The following is a 26,075-nucleotide window of genomic DNA, read 5'->3' on the forward strand; positions in this document are numbered from 1 at the left end:
AATTTCAAGATAAATTATAACTATGGAAACAATTATTGCAATTCCTGTTTTTGTATTATTACTTTTGTTGGAGTTTTTTTATATGCGAAAAAAACAGAAACATTATTATCGATTGAATGATGCCATTACTAATTTGAATATAGGTATTGGTCATGTTATTTCTAAAGTTGTAGTAGGTCTTTTGCTTATTGGCGTATATGATTTTGTGTATACACATCGAATAATTACCTTACCTAATAATATATTAACTATTTTATTTTGTTTAGTAGCTTACGATTTCTTTTTTTATTGGGCACACAGAATTGGTCATGAAATGAACTTTTTTTGGGGAGCTCATGGTGTACATCATCAAAGCGAAGATTATAATTTAAGCGTAGCATTAAGACAGTCTTGGTTACATGCATCTATTGCTTTTTTTATATTTTTGCCAATTCCATTTGTAGGTGTTTCGGCAGAAGTTTTTTTTCCAGTATTAGCAATTAATTCTTTTTATCAATTTTGGATACATACCGATGTTATTAATAGAATGCCAAAGTGGTTTGAAGCAATTTTTAATTCGCCTACGCATCACAGAGTGCATCATGGTAGAAATCCCAAATACATCGACAAAAATCATGCTGGTATGTTTATTATTTGGGATAAACTATTTGGAACATTTCAAGAAGAAGAAGAAAAACCAACTTATGGTATTACTAAACCTCTCAATTCTTGGAATCCGTTTTATGCAAATATAGAATACTATTTAAGTATGTTTAAAGCATCAAAACAAATGAAATGGAAAGATAAACTGAAATTTATTTTTGCAAAACCAGGTTGGCAACCAGATTATTTAGGTGGAGAAATTCCTGTGCCATCAATAGAAAATGAAACGATAAAGTATGATGTAAAACCAAGAACAAACGGAATAAACATATATGTTTTAGTGCAGTTTATTTTTATTATTATTGGATTGATGGCATATCTTTATTACTACGATACACTACCATTATTTCATAAAATATTTTGGTTTGCAATGGTTATGCTCTCTATTTTTTCAAGTAGTGCTATAATTGAACAAAAAAAATGGGCAAGGTATGTAGAGATTATTCGACTGATTATTATTGTTGTAGGATTAAATATCTTATATTTTTCTAATTATTATAATTGGGCAATAGTTACAGCTGTAATCTCTATTCCAATAACCATTTATTTCATAGTATGGTATCTATTAAATTTAAAAGACAAATACATTTTTGGATTTATGTCAAAACAAACAGCATAATGTGATTTTTTTGAAAAGATTCAGAATTTATTTTAAAATCTCTTTCTGAACTTGTTTCAGAATCTCTTTTTAAATTTATCATTGGAAAGATAGAATTGCTAAGTCTCTACAATAAATTCATACTATTTCATTTTCTGACACAACTCAATCAATACACCATTAGCACTTTTTGGATGTACAAAACAAACCAATTTATTCATTGCACCTTTATAAGGTTGTTCGCTTAGCAATTTAAAACCTTCTTCTTTTAAACGATGCATTTCCGCATAAATATCTTCCACTTCAAAACATACATGATGCATACCATCACCTTTTTGTAAAAACTTATGTATTGCACTCTTTTCAGATAAAGAACTAATTAATTCCACTTTGGTATCTTCTAATTCATAAAACAATACTTTTAAATGCTGTGCTTCCATGGTTTCTTCATGAAAAGGTTGTTTATTTAATAATTTATTATATAATTGTTCTGCAGTATTTAAATCATTCACAGCAATACCAATATGGTCTATTTTTTTCATTGTTGTAATCTATTTTTTACAAAGCTAAATATAATTACTAATTTTACTGATGATTTATCTAGATTATAACGCTACAACACCAGTCGACGAAAAGGTACTTCAAGCAATGTTACCTTATTTTACTACACATTTTGGCAATGCTGCTAGTGCAACTCATACATTTGGTTGGATTGCAAAAGATGTGGTAGAAACTGCACGCAACAATATTGCTCAACATTTAAATTGTAGCGAAAGCGAAATCATATTTACTTCTGGTGCTACCGAAAGTTTAAATTTAGCAATTAAAGGTATTTATGAAAGATATCAAACCAAAGGCAATCACATTATAACATGTAAAACAGAACACAATGCAGTACTCGATACTTGTAAATATTTAGAAACAAAAGGTGCTACTATTTCGTATTTATCTGTTGATGAAAATGGACTAATCAATCTTGATGAATTAGAAAAATGCATTACAGATAAAACAATATTAGTAGCTATAATGTTGGCAAATAACGAAACTGGAGTAATACAACCGATTCAAGACATTGCCAAAATTACACATCAAAAAAATACTATTTTATGTTGCGATGCTACACAAGCACTAGGTAAAATTCCAGTAGATGTACAACAACTAAATGTAGATGTAATGGCATTTTCTGGACATAAAATGTATGCACCAAAAGGCATTGGAGCTTTGTATATTAGAAGAAGAAATCCAAGAGTAACACTTACGCCTTTATTACATGGTGGAGGTCATGAAAAATCGTATCGTAGTGGTACGCTAAATGTTCCAGCAATTGTTGGCTTGTCAAAAGCAGTTGATATTATTTCGTTTGATAATCAGCTAGCTACAATGCGTAATGATTTAGAAAATAAGTTATTAGATAAATTTGGTGATAAAATAAAAATCAATGGAATTAATGCACCAAGACTTCCCAATACAAGCAATATATTGTTTCCAATAGATGCAGTAGATATCATCAAACAAATAAAAATGAAAGTAGCAGTATCAACTGGTTCTGCTTGTACATCAGCAGAAAACAAACCATCTCATGTATTAACTGCTATGCACTTAACAGAACAAGAAGCAAAAAAATGCATTCGATTTAGCTTTGGTAAATACAATACTATGGAAGATGTAGAACAAGTACTCACAATATTGAGCAATACAATCAATATTGATTAATAATTAAAATTATATATATTAATAAAAATATTTTACATTTCGAACATTCTCTAATTTTGAAGTATGAGAAATGTACCGAATCTATTTATTCGAAGAGAATACCTGAGGATCTGCCTCGGAGTGAAAGAGGAAAAGTATGAAAAACGGATGGTTTTTCATAACACTTTGAAAAAAGTGTAGCTTTGAGTTATGGATGACCACATTAAAAAACGGCATAACAAAACCTTACTTCTATATCATATTGTTTTCCCAGTGAAATATAGGAAATCTGTGATTACAAAAGAGTTTAGCAATGGCTTGAAGGAGATATGTCTTGATATATCGGAACGATATGAAATTAACTTTATAGAGATTGGCTATGAAGAGAACCATGTTCATTTTTAGTACAGAGAGTTCCTTTAATGTCGGTTAGCTAAATATGTATGAAGGTAAAAAGTATAACAGCAAAAGAAATATTCAGACGTTTACCTGAAGTAAAAACTAAATTGTGGGGAGGGAATTTTTGGACAAGTGGTTATTATACAAATACAGTTGGACAGTATGGAAATAAAGATGTTATAAAAAAGTATATTGAAAACAAAGGAAAAGAAAAGGAATACAAAAAAGTTTATGAAGATCAACTCACACTTTTTGGGACAGTATACCCAAACCAGAAAAACAGCCATAAAAGCAATAGAAATAAGCCAAAAAACACTAAAAAACACCATAAAAAGCTTAATCTTTAACATTTGTGTACCAGTAAGCTACTAAAAGTACCACACAAAAATATTATGCCTTATAAAATACTGTTTATCAAAAATTTAAATTTAAACGAATCTTAAAAGGTGATACAGCTACGCTGTATTTTATAAATTTTTCTATCCTTTCTATTAAGGTTGAAGTGCTACGCACTTATTAAGTTAATAAAATAATTTAATATAATAGATCCCGTATATTTTTCGTTTCTCAAAATTACAGAAAGACGAAAACACAGTTACTAAAAACCTACTTTTACTTTATCTTGTCCTTATAAATGCACAATAGATAGAATATAGTAAGCTTCTTATAAATTATTAAAGCAATGTGCCTTTTAGCAATAAAGTGGCTACTGTAAAATAGATGAGTAATCCTGTAACATCTACTATAGTTGCTACAAATGGAGCTGAACTTGTAGCTGGATCAAAACCAACTCTTTTTAGTACAAATGGCAACATTGAGCCAATAAATGTTCCAAGCAATACAATTCCTACTAATGTTATTCCTACTGTTAATCCAATTAAAACTGCATTATCACCATAAACTCCACTCATTTCATTCCATATAAAAACACGCATAAATCCTAATGCACCTAAAATTCCGCCTAACATTAAGCCCGACAAAAATTCTCGTTTCATTACATACCACCAATCTTCTAATTTAATTTCGGCAATGGCTAATGAACGAATAATTAGTGTTGCTGCTTGCGAACCAGAATTTCCTCCACTAGAAATAATTAAAGGAATAAAGGTAGCGAGAACGACTGCTTTTGCAATTTCATCTTCAAAAAAAGCCATTGCTGTTGCAGTTAATAATTCGCCCAAGAAAAGAATGACTAACCAACCTGCTCTTTTCTTTACCATTTCTAATAATGGTGTTTCTTCATAGGTTGTTTCTAAAGAATCCATACCACCAAATTTTTGCATGTCTTCGGTAGTTTCTTCTTCTTCAATATCCATGATATCATCGAATGTTATAATACCAACTAGCACTTGGTCGCCAGCTAAAACTGGTAGTGCTTGTCTATCATATTGTTTAAATGTTTGAACTACTTCTTCTATATCATCATTTACATTTACATATATGAATCGTTCGTCCATTAAATCTTTGACCATAGTATTTGGTTCAGCAAATAAAAAATGACCTATTCTAATATCATCAATTAGTCTGCCTTTGTTGTCTACCACATAAATCATGTTGACAGTTTCACTTTTCTTGCCAAATTTTCTAATATGGTCGAACACTTGTTGCACTGTCCAATCTTGTTTTACTGCAACATAGTAAGGAGTCATATATCTACCGACAGAATACTCTGGATAACCTAATAATTCGGTAGCAATTTTTCTTTCTTCATCCGACAATAAATTCATTGTCTTTCTTAAAACTTTGCTTGGCAACTCTTCTAGTAACTGAGTTCTGTCATCTGGCGACATTCGATTTAAGATGTCGGTCATTTTTGCCTGACCTAACAACTTTAACATTTCTACTTGCGTATTTAGATCGATGTCTTCGAAAGTTCTAGCAGCCATTTTTAATGGCAAGATTCTAAAAACGACTACTTGGTCTTCTACTTCTAGTGATTCGATAAATTCGGCAACTTCACTAGGATGCATAGCGGTTAGCTCTGTTCTAAGCTGAAACCATTGCTCCTCGTTTAGTAATTGCTCCAATTTATCAAACATGGTGCAAAGATAGGCAAATTTTGGTCTATTCGTTACTAGTCATGGCTAAAGAATCACTTCTTGTGTATTCAGTCGCTATAGTTTATCAGTGTTTCTATTACTAGTTTTATACTAGGATTTTATGTATCACATTATAATGCTGTAATGATACTCAAACTTAAGCTATTAATAGATACTAATCAATTGATATTTTAATATCTTTATTGAATGAAACAACAAGAATGGAAAAGTATTTATACCATGTATGAAACTTTAGAGGAATTGCCAGTGCATTTGCAAGCATTAATTTTAGCAGCACAAAAAGCACAGTTGGCAAGCTATGCACCTTATTCTAATTTTTATGTAGGTGCGGCAATTTTGTTAGACAACGGACAAATAATAGAAGGTAGCAATCAAGAAAATGCATCTTATCCAATTGGTTTGTGTGCAGAAAGAACAGTTTTAAGTGCAAAGGTTGCTGTAGCACCAAATCAAAAAATACAAACAATAGCTATTGTTGCTAAGTCAGATTTTATACAAGTAGAAAAGCCAGTTGCACCTTGTGGTATTTGCAGACAAACGCTTTTAGAAACAGAATTACAACAAGAACAAGCTATTCAAATAGTATTGTACGGAAATAATGGAACTTCTTTTGTATTTAATAGCGTAAAAGAAATTTTGCCATTACATTTCGACGCATCAGAAACATTTAAACTATAACAAATATGAAAAAAGTTACAGGAATTGGTGGCATTTTTTTTAAATGTAACGACTCAAAAGCAGTAAAAGATTGGTACAAAGAGCATTTAGGTTTTAATACAGACGACTATGGTGCTTCTTTTCAATTTATAGATGCAGATAAAAAGACCAAAGCAATTTTACAATGGAGCCCGTTTGCAAAAGATACTAAGTATTTCCAACCATCAGAAAAAGAATTTATGATTAACTACAGAGTAGAAAACATAGAAGCTTTAGTAGAAGAATTAAAAGCCAATGGCGTTACTGTTTTAGATGAAATTGCAAGCTATGACTATGGTAAATTTGTACATATCTTAGACTTAGAAAATAACAAAATAGAACTTTGGGAACCAATAGATGAAGTCTTATAATAAATGAGTTAAAATAATATACTATGAGAAATTTTTATTTACTACTAATAGTGATGTTTTTTATAACAGCATGTACACCTGATGATATTGCAACTCAAGTTGATAATAGAATTAAATCTTTAACTATAATTTCTGGTGTAGATTCAGTCAAATATGATTTTTTATACAATAACAACCAAGTAGTACAAGTATTAAAAAATAATAACTTATATGCAGATGTAAATTATGGAAATCTAAATGCTACAATTATTAAATACTATCCATATACCGACACATTTTTAGTAAGTTATACTATAAACAATTATATAAATACAATTATTGGCGAAAATAGAATAAAAAGCTTTTATAGAAACAATACAGAAGAACTTGATTCTATACGAAATATTGACAATAGTATTTCTTTATATCATAATAATATTTCATTAGAAAAAAATAATATTATATATTATAATCAATTATTACCGTACACTTGTGGTTTTTATAATACTTGTTATTCAGATTCAAGAGATACAATTTTGTATACAAACTATGCCATACAAACTAATCTTCCAGAGCAATTTATTAGTGTGCCAATAAGTGAAGGTATTAGTTTGTTTGAATTAAATCCTATTTATATTATGCAATTAAGTGGTATCTTATCGTATAAACCATGTAAGAACTTAAGAGCAGAATGGAAAACTCGATATTCTATTTTAATTACACAATCAACTCCAAACAGATTTCATTTTAAATATGAATACCTATATGATAATATTAATAGAGTAACTAAAATCAATATTTTTAATATTGCAAATAACGAAAATTATTTGTTTAAAACTTATTTGATTTCATATTTTTTATAAAAAGATAGGATTTCAGTTTTGATACATTATTTATACTGTTTAAAAATATTTTTCTCCATTTAGTAAACATTTTAGCTACTCTGTTGTTCTCTTTGTCGATGAAGCAATTATTTTTTCTAATAAGTCAATTTACTTTAATTAGTTTATTTGCACAAACAGGTGTTATTACTGGTACTATATACGATGAAATTAATAATGAACCATTAATTGGAGCTAATATTTTAATTCAAAATACCAATTATGGAGCCATTACAGATGTAGATGGAAACTATACCATCGAAAATTTACCTACTGGTTTGTATAATGTACAAGTAACTTATATAGGATATCAAACACAAACTCGTTTTGAAGTAGAAGTAACCAATGCAAAGCCAGTCATCATCAACTTTGCAATGGCAGAAGAAACTATGTTTTTAGATTCTATCGTAATTAAAGCTAATCCATTTGAAAAAAAATCAGAATCACCTTTGTCATTTGTAGAAATTGGTATTGATGAAATTCAAAGAAATCCAGGTGGAAATAGAGATATTTCTAGAGCCATACAAAACTTACCAGGCGTAGCAACTGGCGTAGGTTATAGAAACGATTTATTAGTAAGAGGTGGTGCTCCAAGCGAAAATAAATTTTTGTTAGATGATATAGAAATTCCTACAATAAATCACTTTGCAACTCAAGGAGCTTCTGGTGGCTCTAACGGAATTTTAAATGTAGATTTTATTAATAATGCAAGTTTTTATACTGGAGCATTTCCTGCCAATTATAGCAATGCCATGAGTTCTGTGCTTAAATTAACTCAAAAAGAAGGTAGAAAAGACAAGCTAGGCATGAACTTTACTTTAGGTGCTAGCGAAGCTGGAATTACACTAGAAGGTCCTTTAACCAAGAAAAAGAAAACTACTTTCTTACTAAATGGTCGCTATTCTTATTTACAAGGATTATTTAAGTTGATTGGTTTGCCATTTCTTCCATCTTATACTGATGTGCAAACTAAAGTAATGCATAAGTTCAACAATAAACACGACATTACATTTATAGGTGTTGGTGCTTTTGATAAATTGAGATTAAATAAAAACCTTACAGAAACAGCAGACCAACGATATTTACTTAGAACTTTACCACAACAAGAACAGTGGAATTATACTATTGGTGCTAGATATAGATACTATAAAGACAATAGCAATATGTTATTTGTTTTGAGCAGAAGTAGTTTTGGAAATCATATTTATAAATATAACAATAATATTGAAACTAATAATGAATTATATGATTTGAATGCTAAAGAAAGCGAAAATAAATTTAGATTTGAACATACTTATAGAGTCAATAGCTATAAAATTGCGTATGGATTAAATGCAGAATATAATTATTATAACACTACTACCAGTAATTTTGTATTAATAGATTCCAATTTAGTCGATATTAACTACAAGTCTAATTTAAACTTAGCAAAGTATGGTTTATTTGCTCAAGTAAGTAGAAGTTTTATAGATGATAAGTTGAGTTTATCTTTTGGCGTTCGTCTCGATGGATTATCGTACAATAAAAAAATGGCAAATCTGTTGAATCAAATTTCACCAAGATTTTCTTTAAGCTATGCTATATTACCACAACTCAGTTTTAATTTTAATACAGGAATTTATTATCAAACACCACAATACACAACACTTGGCTATAGAGATAACAACAATAATTTAGTCAATAAAAATCAATTAGAATATATTAGAAACTACCAAGTAGTAGCAGGTTTCTCTTCTTCCTTCACAAGTAATACCAAAGTATCTGTAGAAGCATTTTATAAGTATTATAATCAATATCCATACTTAATTGAAAAAGGCATTGCATTAGCTAATTTAGGTGGCAATTATGGTTGGGTAGGCGATGAGCCAACTACATCTACAGCAAAAGGAAAAACTTATGGTATAGAAGTTGCTGTTCAACAAAAACTGTGGAAAGGAATTTATGGTATTGCTTCTTACACTTGGTTTAGAAGTTTATTTACCGATAAAACACAAAGCTATCAGCCAAGTAGTTGGGACGCAAGACATGTTTTAAACATTACAACAGGTTATAAATTTAAACGCAATTGGGAAATTGGCATTAGATTTAATGTACAAGGTGCTTTGCCATACACACCATACGATACTACTAATTTGGCTTTAATAGATGTTTGGAATGCAAGTAATGGTTTGCCTTTTTATAATTATGATGAAATTAATGCTATGCGACTTAAAGTACAGCATTCATTAAATTTAAGAGTAGATAAAAAATGGTTCTTTCAAAAATGGAATTTTAATATATACTTAGATATACAAAATTTGTACGCTAGTAAATTTCCAAATCAACCAAATATAGATGTAGTACGAGATGCTAATGATACACCAATAGCCAATCCTAGCAATCCAAATAGTTATCAGTTGATATATTTAGAAAATAATAGTGGTAGTACTATTCCATCAATAGGATTAGTCATTGGATTTTAGTATATAGGTATATTCATATTTATTGGTCTCAAAAATAGTTAAAACTATGCACTTTAGTGCATTTCGCTTTAGCTTCTAAAAATGTTTACTTTTGTAGTATGGAATACCAAAGGGTCAATGGTCATAGCATATCACGGCTTACAGTACATATTGTTTGGGCTACAAAATATAGATATGCAGTATTGGAAGGAGATATAAAAGTAAGGTGTAGAAGTCTTTTGATGCAAATATGTGAAGCAGAAGATATTGTAATATTGAAAGGAGTAGTATCCAAAGATCATATTCATATGCATATAGAATATCGTCCATCACAATCAATAAGTAGCATGGTAAAATTATTGAAAGGACGCAGTTCACGAAAAATACAGATAGAGTTTCCAGAGTTAAAGAAGAGATATTGGGGTCGTCATTTTTGGGCAATAGGTTATGGTTGCTGGAGTACAGGTAATATAACAGATGAAATGGTAAATGAATATTTAGAACATCATAGGAATCCAAATACGAACTCAAATGATAATTTTATAATTGAATAGAGAAGTACTGTCCGAAATAGGACTTTCAGTCCGTAACAAAACTATGGACTTTTAGTCCATAGTGGTTTATTTGATTTTTATCATCAGTTAAAATCAATAAAATATTTATATTTGTACATGCAAAAACTGACTGTAGTAAAAATTGGTGGTAATGTAATAGATGACGAAACTCAATTACAACAGTTTTTACAAGTGTTTAGCACTATTCCAAATCCAAAAATACTAATTCATGGTGGAGGAAAGCTAGCTACTGCTATGGCAAAGCAACTCAATATTGCAAGTCAATTAGTAGATGGCAGAAGAATTACCGATGCAGCAACACTAAAAGTAGTAACTATGGTATATGCTGGATTAATCAATAAAAATATAGTAGCAACACTACAAGCACAACAAAATAATGCAATTGGATTAACTGGTGCTGATGCTAATCTAATACAAGCTCACAAAAGAGAAAATGCAAGTATTGATTATGGTTATGTTGGAGATATAGATATTGTTAATAGTAATTTTTTGAATGATTTATTGACTCAAAATATAGTTCCAGTAATTGCTCCAATTACGCATAATAAACAAGGACAGCTACTCAATACCAATGCAGATACCATTGCTTCTTCTATTGCAATTGCATTATCCAATCAATATCAAGTGAGTTTGTTTTATTGTTTTGAAAAAAAAGGATTGCTTTACGATGTAGCTAATGATGAAAGCATCATCTCAAATATTACTTTAAGTGAAATAGAGGAATTGATTGACAAACAGATTATTACAGATGGCATGATTCCCAAAGTAAAAAACATAGAAAAAGCTATCAACAATGGTGTGCAAAAAATTATTCTGTGTAATGCACACGATTTATTTTTAGTTAACGAGGATAATGCTATTTTTGGCACAACATTTTCAAAGGCATGAATGTAAACGAAGAACATATTATCAACCTACTCAAATCACTTATAGAAACACCTTCTTATAGTAAAGAAGAAAAAGTGGCTGCTAAAATCGTTAGAGACTTTCTAAAACAAAATAAAATTGCTTTTGAAACTTCTGAAAATAATACTTGGAGCAAAAACAAACACTTTGATGTATCTAAACCTACAATTCTACTAAACTCTCATATTGATACAGTAAAACCAGTAAGTACTTGGAAAAAAAATCCACATAAAGCGACTAGTACTAAAGAAAAATTGTATGGCTTAGGTAGTAATGATGCTGGTGCTGCTTTAGTTTGTTTGCTAGGTACATTTTTACATTTTTACGACAAAGAAGATTTAAAATACAATTTAATATTTGCAGCTACTGCCGAAGAAGAAATTTCTGGTGCTAATGGTGTTGCATTATTAGAAGAAGTAATAAAGTCGTGTAGCTTTGCCATAGTAGGTGAGCCAACAGAAATGAAAATGGCTGTAGCAGAAAAAGGTTTAATGGTAATTGATGCAGTAGTAAAAGGAAAATCTGGTCACGCTGCAAGAAATGAAGGCATTAATGCAATTTATAAAACAATGACTGATTTAGATTGGATTCAGAATTATCAATTTAAAAAGATAAATTCAGTATTAGGACCTATAAAAATGACGGTTACACAAATTAATGCAGGCACACAACACAATGTTATTCCAGATACTTGTAACTATGTAATTGATATTCGTTCAATTCCTGAGTATACACATGAGCAAATTTTAGAAATTTTAACTGGAAATTTAAAAGCAGAAATAAAACCTCGTTCTACTAGATTAAATCCATCAGCAATAGCAGAAGATCATCCAATTGCAGTTGCAGCAGATAAATTAGCCATAGAAAAATTTGGCTCTTCTACTTTGTCAGATCAAGCACTATTAAGTATTCCAAGTGTAAAAATTGGTCCAGGAAAATCAGAAAGATCACATACCGCTGATGAATATATTGAGTTTGCAGAAATCAAACAAGGATTAAAAATATACACTAAACTCTTAGAGCAATTACTTTAATTTTTTCCAACAATATATTGGATAATGATAGCCAATATCATCAATTACTTCAAATTGACTACCACAATTAGTGCAAGAAATGTAGTATTTGGTATAATATTCTTGCTCGTAAACTACTCTTTTGTCAATGGTAATTTTACCTTCGTTTTCTAAATTCGTAGGAAATCTATTTACGAAACCACCACCACTATCAAAGCTATCACAGTAACAACTCATGCTATTTACTTTCCACCAAACAAATTGCCAAAATTGCCAAATAAGTCTTTGGCTTTTTCTTGTAAATCGTTGAGGTCTATTTTTTGCATAATTTTCTGAAAATCGAAATTGCCATTTTCATCAGTTAATTCTTTTTGTAAATTATCAAATAAAGAATTTACCTGAAAGTCTTTTAGTTTGCTAGCAACATCTTCTGGCAATCCAACTTTAGTTTGTAAATCGTTAAATAAATTTTCTTTTAAATTATTTATTTTAGGATTATCTTTTATACTTTGAATGCCATTGCTAAGCAAATCGGTTACATTAGCAATGTTGCCTTTTAAAATATCATCTTTAAAGAAGTTTCTAAAATTATCAAACAAAACATTAACACTTTGCGTAGTTTGGTCGCTGTTCAATCCAAATTTATCTTGTACTTGCTGTTGTATAGTAGACTCTATATTCTTAAATAATTCCTCAATCATAAAAATCTTTTTAAATTCGTTATAAATTTAATACTTTAATTGCAATTAAAACAAGAATATGCAGATACAATTTTGTGGAGCAGCTAAAACAGTAACAGGTAGTTGTCATTTATTAACGCTAGATAATGGTAAAAAAATATTATTAGATTGTGGTTTATATCAAGGAAGTTCAATTGAAATGAGAGATTTTAATAGTATATGGTATTTTAATCCTGCGGAAATTGATACCATTATATTGTCTCATGCACACATCGATCATTCTGGCAGAATTCCAAAATTGGTAAAAGATGGTTTTAGAGGAAAAATTTACTGTACTTCTGCTACACGAGATTTATGTGCTATTATGTTGTTAGATAGTGCTTTTATTCAAGAAAGTGAAGCTAGACAGCAATCGAAAAGAGAACACAAAGAAATAAAACCATTGTATACAGAAGATGATGTGAAGCTAACCTTAAAACTATTTAGAACTGTAGAATATGATAAACATTTTTATATAGAAAATAATGTAAAAGTTTGTTTTAGAGATGCAGGTCATATTTTAGGAAGTGCTACAGTTACACTAGATATTGAAACTGAAAATAAAAATATAAGAATTGGTTTTACTGGAGATGTTGGACGATACGACAGACCTATTTTAAAAGATCCAACACCAATGCCAATTTGCGATTATCTTATTTCTGAGTCGACTTATGGTGGTGTAACACATGAAGAAAGTCCGGTAGAAAATGATAAGCTAGTAAAAATTATATATGAAACATGTATAGATAATAAAGGGAAATTAATTATTCCAGCTTTTAGTGTAGGAAGAACACAAGAAATTTTACATCGATTAGATCAATTAGAACACGATGGTATTTTGCCTAATATTCCAGTGTATGTAGATAGTCCGTTGGCAATAAATGCTACAGAAATTTTTAGAATACATCCAGAATGTATGGACGATGATATGCACAAATATATGTTGCACGATGATAATCCATTTGGTTGGAACAATATGAAATATGTAAAAAATAGCGAACGATCTAAAGCAATTAATCAGTCAGATGAAGCTTGTATTATCATAGCAGCATCAGGAATGGCAGAAGCTGGTAGAGTGAAGCATCATATATTTCATCAAATAGAGAATGCAAACAATACTATTTTAATAGTGGGTTATTGTGCCGAAAATACACTAGGAGCTAAGTTGGTGAAAAAGCCAGATGAAGTTAAAATTTTTGGTATATTAAAAAAGGTAAATGCTAGAATTGAAGTTTTAGGTAGTATGAGTGCACATGCAGATACACCAGAACTACTACGATTTTTTGAAAGTCAAAATAAAAGTAGCATGAAGCAATTTTTCTTAGTGCATGGCGAAGAAAAACGACAAGTACGATTGAAAAACATTTTAGAAGAACAAGGATATCACGATATTGTTATTCCAGAGCTAGGAGAGAGTTTTGTTATTGAGTAAATTACAGTCTTCCTTCTAAAAATCTATTAAATTATTTTTTATAGTATATTTTACTATATTTATGCCATGGTTCGTGTCTCACGAAACAAATATGAAGTAAAAATTTTCGTAATAAATTTCTAATGCTTAGGTATATTCAAGCAATTTTTCTTAGTGCATGGAGAAGAAAAAAGACAAGTACTTTCTTCTAAAAATCTATTAAATTATTTTTATAGCATATTTTACTATATTTATGCCATGGTTCGTGTCTCACGAAACAAATATGAAGTAAAAATTTTCGTAATAAATTTCTAATGCTTAGGTATATTCAAGCAATTTTCTTTATTACACGGCGAAGAAAAACAACAAGTACTTTCTTCTAAAAATCTATTAAATTATTTTTTATAGCATATTTTACTATATTTATGCCATGGTTCGTGTCTCACGAAACAAATATGAAGTAAAATTTTTCACAATAAGTTTCTAATACTTAGGTATATTCAAGCAATTTTCTTTATTACACGGAGAAGAAAAACAACAAGTACTTTCTTCTAAAAATCTATTAAATTATTCTTTATAGCATATTTTACTATATCCAGAGTTGTGCTAACACCTAGTTTATCAAAGATTTTGTATTTGTGAGTGTCTACTGTACTCGTAGATAGATTAAGCGTATTGGCAATTTCTTTGTACGACATACCTTCTGCAAACAGTCGTACTATTTCTAATTCTCTATCAGTAAGTATTTTGTCTTTATATAAATTCGGATTGATATCTTGTTCTGCTTTAATATTTTGTATTTGTGCTACAATATCACTAGAAAAATAAGATTGATGATTTAATACAGTTGCTATAGCAATCAGTAATTCATCGTTAGAAGAAGATTTGCTTACAAAACCATCGAAACCAATTTTAGTACATTGTGCAAGCGTATGATCATCAGTAGAAGAGGAGAGTCCTATAATTTTTATACTTAGATTGTCTTTTTTAATTTGTTTAGCAATATAAATACCAGAATCACCACCTAAACGAATATCTAATAATATAATATGTATTTCATTATTGTTTAATGCATCTTCTAAAGCCATCAAATCACTAACCATTGCTATAACTTTGTATTGGCTACCTAAAAGCAATGCTTTAATTCCTTGTGCTACAATTTTATGGTCTTCAACAATAATTACACTATACATATTACATATTGAAAATAATATAAAAATCGCTACCTTGTTTTATCTCACTGTTAAAACCAACATTAGCGTTCATTTTTTCTGCTAGCTCTTTACATAAAATCAAACCTAAACCAGTACCTTTTTCGCTAGAATTACCAACAGTGCTAGTATCTGCTTCTATATTAAAAATTTTTTGTTGGTCATTTTCACTAATACCAATTCCATTGTCTTTTACACCAACTTTAATTTTTTTATCATTTAAAATTTCAGAATATAATAAAATAGTACCATTGTTTGGTGTAAACTTTATAGCATTAGATATATAATTTCGTATAATAGTTTCAATTATATTATCATCTATATTGGCTTGTATGGTATTGTCAATAGTATTATTGATAGTAATGTTCTTTTCTGCTGCATTGTATTGAAGTGCATCAACTGCTTTTTGACTTATAGGTAAAATTGCTTGTTCTTGAAGATTAACTTTTATATTATTGGTTTGCGATAAAGACCATTTTAGCATATTTTGTAGTAGTTCAAATAGTTTGTTAGAGGAATCATTTATTGTAAGCAGAAATTCATTAATTTCTTCTTTAGATAAATTGAATATTTGTTTTTGTAATGCATTAGTGATATTTCTAAAAGCAGACAATGGATTTTTTAAATCGTGAGCTACTATAGAAAAGAGTTTGTCTTTTGTAGCATTAAGTGTTTTTAATTGTTGATTTTTTTCTTGTAGTATAGCATTGGTCTCTGTTTTAAATTGATTGCTTTTTCTAAGTACATTTACTAGATATAGAAGTAGTAAAGAAAGTAATGCAATAGCAATTAAAATAATCATATTGCGTTTTAACTTACTTTGTTTTAATAGGTTGTCTTTTTCTAATAAATTAATTTGTGTTTCTTTTTTTTCTGTTTCATAGTATTCATCTAAGTAATAAATGTCAGAAGCTAATGCAGCATTGGCAATAGAGTCTTCTATGGTTTTGTATCTTTTATAATACTCCAAACTTAATTTATAGTTTTCTTTGTCATTATTCAATAAATATAAATTGTATAGATTGTCTTTTAATCCATCATAATCTTCAAAAGCTTCTAATGCATTCTTACATTTTAATAAATATTGTTCAGCAGTAGAAAACTCTTTTTTAACTCTATAAATATTGCCTTTAATATCGTAGCAATAAGCTAAAGCAAAATCATCATTAATAGATCTAAAATAATTAATAGCCGAGTCAATATATTGATTCGCTAAATTTATTTGATTGGTTTCTGCTAAAAAGTTAGCATAACTAATATAAGTGTTATTTAATTTATAAGTAAAATCACTTTTTTTGTCTAAGGTCATACTTTTATCAAAGTATTTTTTTGCATTTGAATAATCTTTGCTTTCTAAATAATTTATAGACAAATTATTTAATAGACTACTTTTTATAGAAGGAATACTAGCAACAGCTAAACCTTTTTTAATATATTTATTAGAAGTTTCGTATTGTTTTAAATTAGCATAGTTAATACTTAAACTATTATAAAAATAAGGCAGCACTTCTGCATTTATACTGTCTTTATGTTGTTCGTAATATTTTATAGCATCTAATAAGTATTTGCTAGATAACTTATAGGCACTTAAATCAGAATAGGTTAAACCAAGATCACCTAAAATACTGGTAATTTTTAAATGGTCATTAATTGCATAAGCAATATCAAGTGCTCTATTAAAATATACTAAAGCAGAATCTTGTTTCTCTAACGATACAAAAGCGAGACCTTTAGTTCTAAGTGCTACACAATTTTGAAATGAATTTTGCTTTAATTTATTGATTTTAAAAATATTATTTATAATAATAATAGAAGAATCAGGATTATATTTCCAATACAGCTCTGCTAACTTTAATTGTGCATCAATTTTCTTATCTGTTGATTTACTTTGCCGAATAACTTTATTCAAGCTATCAATTGTAGTATTAGCATTTAATTGTGAACTAAATAAACAAAAAAGTAAAAACCATATGTAGTTTAACTTCAAAGATTTCAATATTCATAGTTTTGATATGATAAATTTACCTTTTTTTATTGAGTTAAAAAAATTATAGTGAAAAATCACTATGGTACAAAAAGAAGCATCATTATACCTTTACATTAACAAAAACAAAAACATTATGAAAACAATCACATTCATTTTAGTTAGCTTACTAGGTTTTGCTAGCTACGCACAAGACAACTTTGCTTTTTATCAAGCACAACACAACAACAGTTCGTATCAAAATCAAATGGTAACCATTTATGATATAGCTGATGCGTCGTTATTAAAATCTACTATTGATTTTAGTAATAAAGAACAATCGTACAAAAATTTTATCGCAAAGAATTACAACGAAACAAGTATTCAGTTTTATGTAAATACTTTAGACCAAAATGTAGGTATTGATATTAAAGGCAATCAACTAAACCATTACATTACTAAAATTATGGATGCTAATGGAGCTGTACTATCTCAATTACCAGCAACTGATAATTTAAATGCAAAGCTATGTACTAAAAATTGGGACAAAGGTACTTATCTCATTCAAATTGTAGATACTAACTATGAGGTACTAGCAACAGCAATGGTAGAAAAATAACAAGAGTTCTTTATGTATCAACCTTTTTTGAGAGGTATTATATAATGCCTCTCTTTTTTAAATTATATTATTTCTATAGATAAATTTTCATAGTTTTTGGTGAGTAGTCTTATTAATGTTCTAAAATATTTTTAGGACTGCTTTTTATAAAAATTAGCGAAAAAATACTATGGAATATTTATTTAAAAACAATCAACTTTAAATTATTAATCAATAAATAAAAACAAAAAAATCATGAAAAATATAATTAAAATTACGCTACTACTTTTTGCATGTACTTTACTACTAAATGCTTGTAAAAAAGAAAACATCATTTTTAAAAATGAGTTTATGCACACTTGGTATCTTCAAAAATATGAAGAAAATGGAGTAGACAAAACACAAGAGTTTGACTCAGTTTACCATAACTATACGCTAACATTTGATAATGTAAAAAACTATGCTACAGATGAATATGATGATATTTTTATAGAATCTTTTTATCATCACGGAACATTGTTCGTAGAATATTATGGCTTTTTTCAGTTCTTACGACCAGACAAACTAAAGCTACAATATAGTGGTAGTACATATAATACAAAAGCATTTACAATAGAATTTGTAAACAAAGGTAGCGACGAATTTATCATCAATGAGGTGAGTGGTATTACTACCAAACGCTATTCCTTTAGAAAATAAATATTCAAATATAAGATAATATAAAATATTTTTTACCGACATAAAGAAGCGTAAAAAGTAAAATTAGCGAAAAATTACTATGGTAAAGTCGTATAGCATTTATAAGCTTTATACTATTATAAATTTAAACAAAAAATTATGAAAACAATTTTAAAAACAAGTTTCTTTTTAGTGGTATTATTAATTACTACAACTATTGTAGCACAAACACCACAATCATTCTCTTATCAAACTGTAATAAGAGATAACACAGGTAATCCATTAGCTAATCAAAGTATAAGCTTAAAAATAAGTATACTAAAAGGAGAATCAAATGGAACTACTGTTTATTCAGAAACACATAATAAAACAACTAATGCTTTTGGGTTAGTCAATTTAAATATTGGAGATGGTAGTGTTGTAAGTGGCAACTTTGCTAACATTAATTGGGGAAACGACATCTATTTTGTTAAAACAGAATTAGATGCTACTGGTGGAAACAATTTTACAGTAATGGGCGTGCAACAGTTATTATCAGTTCCTTATGCATTACATGCCAAAACTGTAGCAATAGATAATGTAAACGATGCAGATGCCAATCCAACAAATGAATTACAAGATTTATCTTTCAATAATTCAACTGGAGTATTAAGTATTAGCAACGGAAATTCTGTTACATTACCAACAACTTCTGGTGGTGATAATTGGGGAACACAAACCGTACAACACAATACAACACTAAGTGGAAACGGAACAACAGCAAGTCCATTACAAGTGGTAGGCGATTTAACCGACGACCAAACACTTTCATTGAGTGGGAATAACTTATCTATTAGCGGAGGAAATTCAGTTAATTTAAATAGTATAGATAATCAAATACTTACATTAAGTGGCGATAATTTAACTATAAGTAATGGTAATACTGCAAATTTAAGTAGTATCGATAATCAAACGCTTTCGTATAATAGCGTATCTGGTCAGTTGAGTATTGTTAATGGAAATAGTGTTACCATTCCATCTTCTGCGGATAATTGGGGTAGTCAAACAGTACAACACAATACAACACTAAGTGGAAATGGAACAACAGCAAGTCCATTACAAGTGGTAGGCGATTTAACTGATGATCAAACACTTGCACTAAGTGGAAATACCTTAAGTATAAGTGACGGAAATAATGTAGATATGTCTGGTATATCATCTTTTATTTATAGACAAATAAATTTAGATCCAAGTTATCCTGAGTTAGATGATGTCAATCAAATTGTATACTTAAATGGTACTACAAGTACAGTAGCACTGCCTTCAGATCCAACAATAGGTAGAATTGTATATTTAACTTCCTCTGCTTCTGCAACTAAAATTTCATCGAACGGTAAAGCTTTACGAAAAGATGGAACTACTTATTTAGGAGATACTATTATTACTATGCAAAATTTAGCTAATGGAACTGGAATAATTGGTTTAATATATACAGGCAATCAATGGATGCTATTTTCTAATGAATCAAATGCTGGATTGAAAACTAAAGTTCAAGGTAAAGTAGATGCAACTGGTTTTGCAGGAGCATTCTATGTTTCTAAACCTGTTGTTGGTACTAAGGTCAGTACTGGCACTTATAGATTAAGTATAGATTCAGAAAATATGAATATATATAACTGCATGGTAACTACAAAAACAGAAGGAACAATTGCATCCGTTTCTAATAGTGCAGACTATATAACTATTTATATATATGATATATTTACAAATTTGAAAGTAGATTCTGAATTTAATTTTATCCTATATTAAACTAAAAAACATGAAAAATATACTATTTATAATCATATTTTTATTTACTATTAAAGCTTACACACAAGAAGTAATTGCTACAACTGGAAATCATTATAGCAATACCAATTATAGCATGAGTTTTACTATTGGCGAACCTATTATTACTACTTATACTACTAGTAATATTATAATGACACAAGGTTTTCATCAAACAAAATTGACAGATATTGCTAGTTTTATTAAAAACTTTTATAGTGATGCGACTATTAGTGTGTTTCCAAATCCAGCAGTAAACAGTGTACAAATTAATTTGAAGAGTGATAAACTAATTCAATACAAAACCAATGTATATGATATTAGTGGAAAATTAATTTACCAAACAGCATTATTAAATGCCACTCAACAACAAATAGAAGTTAGTCATTGGTCTGTTGGTACTTATATTATACAAGTAGTCGATGATAAAAACCAAGCACTAGCAACTGCAAAAATTATTAAACAATAAAATTATGAAAAATATATTTTTATTAGTTATGATTTTGTTGAGTACTCAATTTGTAATTCAAGCAGAAGAAAATCAAGTGTGCGAAAAACAAATGGCAACACTTTATAACGAACTGTCTGATATTGATGGCATAAGCAATATTTATGAAGAAAATAAAAGTGATTACGACTATTACGAGTTGCGAGATCAATACATTACTATTATAGATAATTGTAATTATGGCGACATATGTAAAAACGATAAACTTTTTGCCAGACACTTATTTTGGTCGCAACTCTATTTAGCTAATTTGGCATTAGAAGCAGAACGATTTGGTGAAGCTGAACAATTTATTACCAATACTTTAGATAATTATAGACTAATTAATAATGATATAGCATTAACTGAAGATGAAAAAAAAGAAATTTTTACTATACAAAATAATGCCATTGATTTACTTAAAATGTATAATACAAATGCAGATGTAAATTATATGATTAATACAATGTATATCAATGCAAAAAACTATACAGATAATAGCATTTTTACAGATGTTGGTTTGTCATGTGTCAATATGAAATTACCAACAAGCGTTCCTTTTTCTAAATTAATGAATATAAAATCAGTATTTAGTAATGATGATATGCTTTTATTAGATGATTATGCAATGTATATTATTAAAAATAAAATTTATGAATATACTTCTGTCGATTTATCTTATAAAGAAGTACTAGTATATACTTTGGTTTATAGTGCTTTTAATAAAATACAAAACAATTCATTAGATAGTGTTGCTCAATATATTCAACCATTAAACGAAATTTGTGTTGGTTTACCTTATATGTTTCCAGCAATCACTTCTGTTTACTTATTTCAAATCGAATATTATTTACAACAAAAAGATTATTTAAAAGCATATTCATTTTTAAGTCAAATTATATTGTATTTTAATTATTTCGATGCAGAAAAATACGAGTTAGATTTAATTAAAAACTACATTTTTAGCAATTACAATCTCTGTGTAGAAAAGCTCAACAGAAAGGATTTAATCACTAATAAATAAAATATTATGAAATACTTATGCTTACTATTTAGCTTGATTTGTATAAATACTTATGCAGAAGAAAATTCGTATAACGATTGCTTTGCAAAGATAGGTCTACTTCATGAAGAAGTGTTGTATAATTTAGCACACAACGATCCAGATTTTCCAGAATACTACAAAGGTGTTTATGCAAACCAAAATTATTTAAACTACGATTCACTATTAATACTTTACAATAAAACATATAAAACTTGCATATTTGTAGATGAAGTAAATTCAATTGCTGAATACAAAGATTATATGTTTCAACTACAAATAGATTTAGGAAATCTATCTATCATTAACAAAAACTATAAAAATGCATTATTAATTTTAGATAGAAATTTTGTTTTACTAGACCATTTAAATCAAGATGACCTATTTAATGAAGAAGCATTATTCGATTTTTTTGAATATTATATTAATTGTTTAACAGCAAAAGATACTAGTACTTATGTTGACCAATATGAAGTGCAAATACTTGAAAAACTAATACAGTATGTAGATAAAATTCAAATAGATAATAAAATAAAACTCAAAGCAGAAGTTTTAAATTTAATTTGTAGATATATATCACAAATAAAAACATTTAACCTTAATAAACTACATGATGTTAATAGTAATTATTCAAATTTTGAACTTACTTTTTTTAATAACTATGCACAATTTATTATAGATAATAATTTAATTGCTTACGATTACGACAATTATGACTACTACACAGCAATAGCTTTTCCATTCATTATAAATGCACAAAAAGCACTACAAAATAAAGATATAAAAACAGCAGAAAACTACATACACTATTTTGATAAATTGAGTATTGCAGGAAAATATTTAAGAATACCAATTAATTATATATATATTACTTATGCTGATTATTATATTCAACAACAAGATTATTTAAGTGCTTTTATTTATATAGGTACATTTGTAAAATATGCATATCTATTTAAAAATGCTGGAGATATTGCTACTTATAATTATCTAATAGACAATTATAATTTCTGTGCAGAAAAGCTCAACAGAAAAGATTTACTACTACAAAAATAGCGAAAAATCACTATGGTATATCCAATCAAAAACATTCAACTTTAAACTATTACAAAACAATTAAAACAAAAATTATGAAAACAATTATTAAAATCGCAATGTGTTTATCTTTCTTTCTTGTACTAAGCTGTACTAAAGATAACGAAGTAACACCAGAAGAAAACCAACCAATTCAACCAACAGAAACAACAACTTATACTATAAAACCATTTCAAAGTTTATGGACAGATAAACAAGAAATACAACAAGTTGCCAATATGCATGTTGCAGGTAGTTACGAAGCTGGTAATCTGTTGTACTTTACTACATCAGGTAAAATTACTCAATTAGGTGTTTTTGCTGGTGAAGCAGGTAAATTTAGAGTTACTCTTTGGGATGTAACTACGCAATCTGTTATTCGTTCTATACTTATAGATGCACCAACTGCTAACAATACTTATTATGCTAATATAGATGCAGTTGATGTTATAGCAAATAAACAGTATATTTTATCAACTAATAATAAAAACTTTGAAGATAATACTACAACTACACAACCTTACATTTATAAATTAGAAAACGGAGAACGAGTTTATGATCCAATCTATCCAATTACTTATGATAAAGTTACTTATATAAATGCAGTAGAAAAAGTTGGAGATGCTTTAAGTTATCCAACACCAAGTTCATTAGTTAATAATAAATTTATGGGTGTACCAGATTTAGTTTTTGTATATGAAGAATAACTAAGTAAACATTTTCCTCGCAGAGTCTCTCTTAGAGGACTCTGCGAAATCTGAAACAACTAAAAACAAAAAATCATGAAAACAATTAAAATACTAAGTTTGCTTTTTTCTACGATACTATTTGTACATCAAAGTTTTGCAGGAAACAAACTCAATGAAGACATCTTTCTAGGAACATTAAATCGTAATGAATTTAATAGCACTATTAATTTTATGATACTAGCCGATAGTAAATTAAATTTTGTAGTAGGAGATACTTTAGATTTATATCGCTTAAATATAACTTATAATGATAAATCAAGTCAAGAAGAAGTGGAAACCTGTTGGCAAAATAATATAGCTAATAAAAATCAAAGTAAAATAGCAAGAGTACGAATCACAGGTTTCAATCAAAATATAATTTTTATTACATTAATAAGAGATTATTTTTTAAATCTTAAGCCAACAAGCCATTATTTTAATTATCAAATACTATTTGAAAAACCTATTTTTTTCAATGCACAACAAGCAAAAGAAGTAAATCAAATGTATAATAATTTAAAAAAACCATTATTAAAAAAACCATAGAACTATGAAAAATACAATTTTAATCTTAGTAATTATTGCAACTATAGTAAGTTGCACAAAAGAAAACAATACAACAAACACTACACCATTACCAACACCACGCGATTTAAAAATTCGTTCTAACGATGTATTAGATACAGTCCGACAAATCTTTTACATTGATGTCCCAAACCAAATAGCAGAAACACAAGGTCTAATAGATGAATATGGTAGTTCTATGTTTTCTATGACAGCTATTTTTATAACAGCTCTACAACGCTATCAAACCAATAAAAGTATAGGCATTAAAGATGTAATAGCTTGTTGTCATACTACGCTACTCATTAATTCATCAAGTGCAGACAGCTACAATGGCTACGATTTAACTTCTGGCGGAAAAAGTACACTCAGCACACAAATTTCAAGCTATCCAAAAACACCATATATTTATATGAAAGGTGCAACACCAAGCAATAACTATACACCAACACTACCAATTACTATCGAAATGTATGCCGATCCAATAAATACAACAACTACATATGCTAAAATATTTATTTACACACAAGGAGCAGACTCACCACGACCATTACATTTAAAGAAAGAAAATGGCATTTGGAAAGTATCTAACTTTAGTAGCTTATTAACAGGTTATAGATAAATACATCATAGATAATATTGTCAAAGTTTTAAACTTTGACAATATTTTTATATGCTCTGTACATCAATGTTCTACAAAGTGGATATTGATGTTTCCCAACTAGAATAACACAAAAACTGCGTAGGTGTATGATTTTTCCTATAATTAAATAGTTTGTCTTTTAATGAATAATATTAAAAAATAATTATTGGCTAAAGAAGCGTAGGAAGAAAAAATGCGGCAGCTGAGCGTAGGCAATAAGCGTGGAGCGATCATTTTTTCTTGACTTTTTTGTTACTTTTTGTGTCAAGACAAAAAGTAAAATTAAAATCTATGCCTTGTTTCGTGTCTCACGAAACAATACTTTTGTGTCATGTCAAGTGTTTTCCACTTGACAACTTACTTAAATCAATATCTCACAAAGTGGATATTGATGTTAGCCAATACTAGAATAACACAAAAACTGCGTAGCAGTTTATAATTAATATTGAGTAATAGCATTGTAAACAAAGTCTAATATCTAATAATCTTGATTCTAGAAATCTTACAACAAAAAGTCTTATTACTCACTACTATTTACCTAAATACTACAAAAAAAACTGACCGTTTAATGATATCGGTCGGTGTCCTCACCGAAAGAAATATTATTTAACTATAGCCAAATCTATATAAAATATCATTCCTTCAAAAGAAGGAATCTATAAATTTATTCAATATTGGTTTTTTTATGTTATGACAAATTATTGAGATGCTACACCATATTTCGTGTCTCACGAAACAAATATTATAGTACTCTTGTATTAAATAAAATCTTAATATATTTATTTATTCGTTCTAAAATTGACCGTTCACTCAATATTTCGTCCGTTCACTCATTATTTTTGACTTTCTATATATAATCGTCTAAGTTGCAAAAGATATAAACGATTTATTATAATGA

Annotated in this window: 25 protein-coding genes and 1 pseudogene; 20 read left to right on the forward strand and 6 right to left on the reverse strand. The window is 28.6% G+C overall.

The window, feature by feature from the left end:
• Positions 1–22 precede the first annotated feature (22 nt).
• A complete protein-coding gene (locus tag H6553_05530; GenBank protein MCB9033278.1) occupies positions 23–1,261 on the forward strand; it encodes a sterol desaturase family protein in 1,239 nt (412 codons plus the stop codon).
• Between the two features lie 122 nt (positions 1,262–1,383).
• Here H6553_05530 and mce read toward each other — a convergent pair whose 3' ends face one another.
• On the reverse strand, positions 1,384–1,782 hold the full coding sequence (mce, locus tag H6553_05535) for a methylmalonyl-CoA epimerase (GenBank protein MCB9033279.1): 399 nt from the start codon (positions 1,780–1,782) through the stop codon (positions 1,384–1,386).
• Positions 1,783–1,831: 49 nt separating this feature from the next.
• Between mce and H6553_05540 the strand changes: the two genes are divergently transcribed.
• Together H6553_05540 and tnpA (H6553_05545) are read left to right on the forward strand one after the other, a co-directional pair.
• On the forward strand, positions 1,832–2,953 hold the full coding sequence (locus H6553_05540; GenBank protein MCB9033280.1) for a cysteine desulfurase: 1,122 nt from the start codon (positions 1,832–1,834) through the stop codon (positions 2,951–2,953).
• A 189-nt stretch (positions 2,954–3,142) separates the two neighbouring features.
• A pseudogene (tnpA, locus tag H6553_05545) lies at positions 3,143–3,585 on the forward strand (IS200/IS605 family transposase).
• 420 nt (positions 3,586–4,005) lie between these two features.
• Here the strand turns inward: tnpA (H6553_05545) and mgtE are convergent.
• Positions 4,006–5,370, reverse strand: a complete 1,365-nt coding sequence (gene mgtE / locus H6553_05550) for a magnesium transporter (GenBank protein MCB9033281.1) — start codon at positions 5,368–5,370, stop codon at positions 4,006–4,008.
• Between the two features lie 207 nt (positions 5,371–5,577).
• Between mgtE and cdd the strand changes: the two genes are divergently transcribed.
• From cdd to H6553_05585, 7 genes are all read left to right on the forward strand, one after another.
• A complete protein-coding gene (gene cdd / locus H6553_05555; protein MCB9033282.1) occupies positions 5,578–6,069 on the forward strand; it encodes a cytidine deaminase in 492 nt (163 codons plus the stop codon).
• A gap of 5 nt (positions 6,070–6,074) precedes the next feature.
• Positions 6,075–6,458, forward strand: a complete 384-nt coding sequence (locus tag H6553_05560; GenBank protein MCB9033283.1) for a VOC family protein — start codon at positions 6,075–6,077, stop codon at positions 6,456–6,458.
• A gap of 23 nt (positions 6,459–6,481) precedes the next feature.
• Positions 6,482–7,300 carry a hypothetical protein gene (locus tag H6553_05565; GenBank protein ID MCB9033284.1) on the forward strand — a complete coding sequence of 273 codons (819 nt, stop codon included), beginning with the start codon at positions 6,482–6,484 and terminating at the stop codon, positions 7,298–7,300.
• A gap of 98 nt (positions 7,301–7,398) precedes the next feature.
• Complete coding sequence (locus H6553_05570; GenBank protein ID MCB9033285.1) at positions 7,399–9,780, forward strand: TonB-dependent receptor; 2,382 nt, start codon at positions 7,399–7,401, stop codon at positions 9,778–9,780.
• 98 nt (positions 9,781–9,878) lie between these two features.
• The gene (gene tnpA, locus H6553_05575; GenBank protein MCB9033286.1) at positions 9,879–10,313 is read left to right on the forward strand and encodes an IS200/IS605 family transposase; all 435 of its coding nucleotides are present in this window, start codon (positions 9,879–9,881) and stop codon (positions 10,311–10,313) included.
• A gap of 117 nt (positions 10,314–10,430) precedes the next feature.
• The gene (argB, locus tag H6553_05580; GenBank protein ID MCB9033287.1) at positions 10,431–11,222 is read left to right on the forward strand and encodes an acetylglutamate kinase; all 792 of its coding nucleotides are present in this window, start codon (positions 10,431–10,433) and stop codon (positions 11,220–11,222) included.
• Positions 11,219–12,274 carry a M20 family metallo-hydrolase gene (locus H6553_05585; protein ID MCB9033288.1) on the forward strand — a complete coding sequence of 352 codons (1,056 nt, stop codon included), beginning with the start codon at positions 11,219–11,221 and terminating at the stop codon, positions 12,272–12,274. The genes argB and H6553_05585 overlap by 4 nt, the downstream gene beginning before the upstream one ends.
• Here the strand turns inward: H6553_05585 and H6553_05590 are convergent.
• Complete coding sequence (locus tag H6553_05590) at positions 12,266–12,490, reverse strand: hypothetical protein (GenBank protein ID MCB9033289.1); 225 nt, start codon at positions 12,488–12,490, stop codon at positions 12,266–12,268. The genes H6553_05585 and H6553_05590 overlap by 9 nt on opposite strands.
• A gap of 5 nt (positions 12,491–12,495) precedes the next feature.
• On the reverse strand, positions 12,496–12,954 hold the full coding sequence (locus H6553_05595; GenBank protein MCB9033290.1) for a hypothetical protein: 459 nt from the start codon (positions 12,952–12,954) through the stop codon (positions 12,496–12,498).
• Between the two features lie 58 nt (positions 12,955–13,012).
• On the opposite strand from H6553_05595, the gene H6553_05600 reads away from it, so the two are divergent.
• On the forward strand, positions 13,013–14,404 hold the full coding sequence (locus tag H6553_05600; protein ID MCB9033291.1) for an MBL fold metallo-hydrolase: 1,392 nt from the start codon (positions 13,013–13,015) through the stop codon (positions 14,402–14,404).
• Between the two features lie 530 nt (positions 14,405–14,934).
• On the opposite strand, the gene H6553_05605 is transcribed toward H6553_05600, so the two are convergent.
• The gene (locus H6553_05605) at positions 14,935–15,576 is read right to left on the reverse strand and encodes a response regulator transcription factor (GenBank protein ID MCB9033292.1); all 642 of its coding nucleotides are present in this window, start codon (positions 15,574–15,576) and stop codon (positions 14,935–14,937) included.
• Between the two features lies 1 nt (position 15,577).
• The gene (locus tag H6553_05610) at positions 15,578–17,503 is read right to left on the reverse strand and encodes a HAMP domain-containing histidine kinase (GenBank protein MCB9033293.1); all 1,926 of its coding nucleotides are present in this window, start codon (positions 17,501–17,503) and stop codon (positions 15,578–15,580) included.
• Positions 17,504–17,714: 211 nt separating this feature from the next.
• Here H6553_05610 and H6553_05615 point away from each other — a divergent pair, with 211 nt between their 5' ends.
• The 9 genes from H6553_05615 (at position 17,715) to H6553_05655 (ending at position 25,156) form a co-directional block, all read left to right on the forward strand.
• Positions 17,715–18,176 carry a hypothetical protein gene (locus H6553_05615; GenBank protein MCB9033294.1) on the forward strand — a complete coding sequence of 154 codons (462 nt, stop codon included), beginning with the start codon at positions 17,715–17,717 and terminating at the stop codon, positions 18,174–18,176.
• Between the two features lie 234 nt (positions 18,177–18,410).
• Positions 18,411–18,854, forward strand: coding sequence for a hypothetical protein (locus H6553_05620; GenBank protein MCB9033295.1), 444 nt, complete (start codon positions 18,411–18,413; stop codon positions 18,852–18,854).
• A 138-nt stretch (positions 18,855–18,992) separates the two neighbouring features.
• Positions 18,993–20,621, forward strand: coding sequence for a hypothetical protein (locus H6553_05625; GenBank protein MCB9033296.1), 1,629 nt, complete (start codon positions 18,993–18,995; stop codon positions 20,619–20,621).
• Between the two features lie 10 nt (positions 20,622–20,631).
• Positions 20,632–21,108, forward strand: coding sequence for a T9SS type A sorting domain-containing protein (locus tag H6553_05630; GenBank protein MCB9033297.1), 477 nt, complete (start codon positions 20,632–20,634; stop codon positions 21,106–21,108).
• Between the two features lie 4 nt (positions 21,109–21,112).
• On the forward strand, positions 21,113–22,150 hold the full coding sequence (locus tag H6553_05635; GenBank protein MCB9033298.1) for a hypothetical protein: 1,038 nt from the start codon (positions 21,113–21,115) through the stop codon (positions 22,148–22,150).
• A gap of 6 nt (positions 22,151–22,156) precedes the next feature.
• Positions 22,157–23,224: a hypothetical protein gene (locus tag H6553_05640; GenBank protein MCB9033299.1), complete on the forward strand. Its 1,068-nt coding sequence runs from the start codon at positions 22,157–22,159 to the stop codon at positions 23,222–23,224.
• 74 nt (positions 23,225–23,298) lie between these two features.
• Entirely contained in the window at positions 23,299–23,949 is a 651-nt protein-coding gene (locus H6553_05645; protein ID MCB9033300.1) for a hypothetical protein, read from the forward strand.
• Positions 23,950–24,024: 75 nt separating this feature from the next.
• Positions 24,025–24,516 (forward strand): hypothetical protein, encoded by a 492-nt coding sequence (locus H6553_05650; GenBank protein MCB9033301.1) that lies wholly within the window; start codon positions 24,025–24,027, stop codon positions 24,514–24,516.
• Positions 24,517–24,520: 4 nt separating this feature from the next.
• Positions 24,521–25,156, forward strand: coding sequence for a hypothetical protein (locus tag H6553_05655; protein ID MCB9033302.1), 636 nt, complete (start codon positions 24,521–24,523; stop codon positions 25,154–25,156).
• The last annotated feature ends 919 nt before the right edge of the window (positions 25,157–26,075 follow it).

The sequence above is a fragment of the Chitinophagales bacterium genome (assembly GCA_020636535.1).
GTDB lineage: Bacteria > Bacteroidota > Bacteroidia > Chitinophagales > JADIYW01 > JADJSS01.

Bases quoted from the DNA above. Each gene is read 5' to 3' on its own strand.
- H6553_05640 (MCB9033299.1), top strand. From the start codon at position 22,157: ATGAAATACTTATGCTTACTATTTAGCTTGATTTGTATAAATACTTAT.
- H6553_05540 (MCB9033280.1), top strand. From the start codon at position 1,832: ATGATTTATCTAGATTATAACGCTACAACACCAGTCGACGAAAAGGTA.
- H6553_05620 (MCB9033295.1), top strand. From the start codon at position 18,411: ATGAAAAATATAATTAAAATTACGCTACTACTTTTTGCATGTACTTTA.
- H6553_05650 (MCB9033301.1), top strand. From the start codon at position 24,025: ATGAAAACAATTAAAATACTAAGTTTGCTTTTTTCTACGATACTATTT.
- H6553_05605 (MCB9033292.1), bottom strand. From the start codon at position 15,576: ATGTATAGTGTAATTATTGTTGAAGACCATAAAATTGTAGCACAAGGA.
- H6553_05595 (MCB9033290.1), bottom strand. From the start codon at position 12,954: ATGATTGAGGAATTATTTAAGAATATAGAGTCTACTATACAACAGCAA.
- H6553_05630 (MCB9033297.1), top strand. From the start codon at position 20,632: ATGAAAAATATACTATTTATAATCATATTTTTATTTACTATTAAAGCT.
- H6553_05530 (MCB9033278.1), top strand. From the start codon at position 23: ATGGAAACAATTATTGCAATTCCTGTTTTTGTATTATTACTTTTGTTG.
- H6553_05570 (MCB9033285.1), top strand. From the start codon at position 7,399: ATGAAGCAATTATTTTTTCTAATAAGTCAATTTACTTTAATTAGTTTA.
- H6553_05565 (MCB9033284.1), top strand. From the start codon at position 6,482: ATGAGAAATTTTTATTTACTACTAATAGTGATGTTTTTTATAACAGCA.
- H6553_05615 (MCB9033294.1), top strand. From the start codon at position 17,715: ATGAAAACAATCACATTCATTTTAGTTAGCTTACTAGGTTTTGCTAGC.
- H6553_05645 (MCB9033300.1), top strand. From the start codon at position 23,299: ATGAAAACAATTATTAAAATCGCAATGTGTTTATCTTTCTTTCTTGTA.
- H6553_05585 (MCB9033288.1), top strand. From the start codon at position 11,219: ATGAATGTAAACGAAGAACATATTATCAACCTACTCAAATCACTTATA.
- tnpA (MCB9033286.1), top strand. From the start codon at position 9,879: ATGGAATACCAAAGGGTCAATGGTCATAGCATATCACGGCTTACAGTA.
- H6553_05560 (MCB9033283.1), top strand. From the start codon at position 6,075: ATGAAAAAAGTTACAGGAATTGGTGGCATTTTTTTTAAATGTAACGAC.
- argB (MCB9033287.1), top strand. From the start codon at position 10,431: ATGCAAAAACTGACTGTAGTAAAAATTGGTGGTAATGTAATAGATGAC.
- H6553_05590 (MCB9033289.1), bottom strand. From the start codon at position 12,490: ATGAGTTGTTACTGTGATAGCTTTGATAGTGGTGGTGGTTTCGTAAAT.
- H6553_05655 (MCB9033302.1), top strand. From the start codon at position 24,521: ATGAAAAATACAATTTTAATCTTAGTAATTATTGCAACTATAGTAAGT.
- cdd (MCB9033282.1), top strand. From the start codon at position 5,578: ATGAAACAACAAGAATGGAAAAGTATTTATACCATGTATGAAACTTTA.
- H6553_05600 (MCB9033291.1), top strand. From the start codon at position 13,013: ATGCAGATACAATTTTGTGGAGCAGCTAAAACAGTAACAGGTAGTTGT.
- H6553_05635 (MCB9033298.1), top strand. From the start codon at position 21,113: ATGAAAAATATATTTTTATTAGTTATGATTTTGTTGAGTACTCAATTT.
- mgtE (MCB9033281.1), bottom strand. From the start codon at position 5,370: ATGTTTGATAAATTGGAGCAATTACTAAACGAGGAGCAATGGTTTCAG.
- H6553_05625 (MCB9033296.1), top strand. From the start codon at position 18,993: ATGAAAACAATTTTAAAAACAAGTTTCTTTTTAGTGGTATTATTAATT.
- mce (MCB9033279.1), bottom strand. From the start codon at position 1,782: ATGAAAAAAATAGACCATATTGGTATTGCTGTGAATGATTTAAATACT.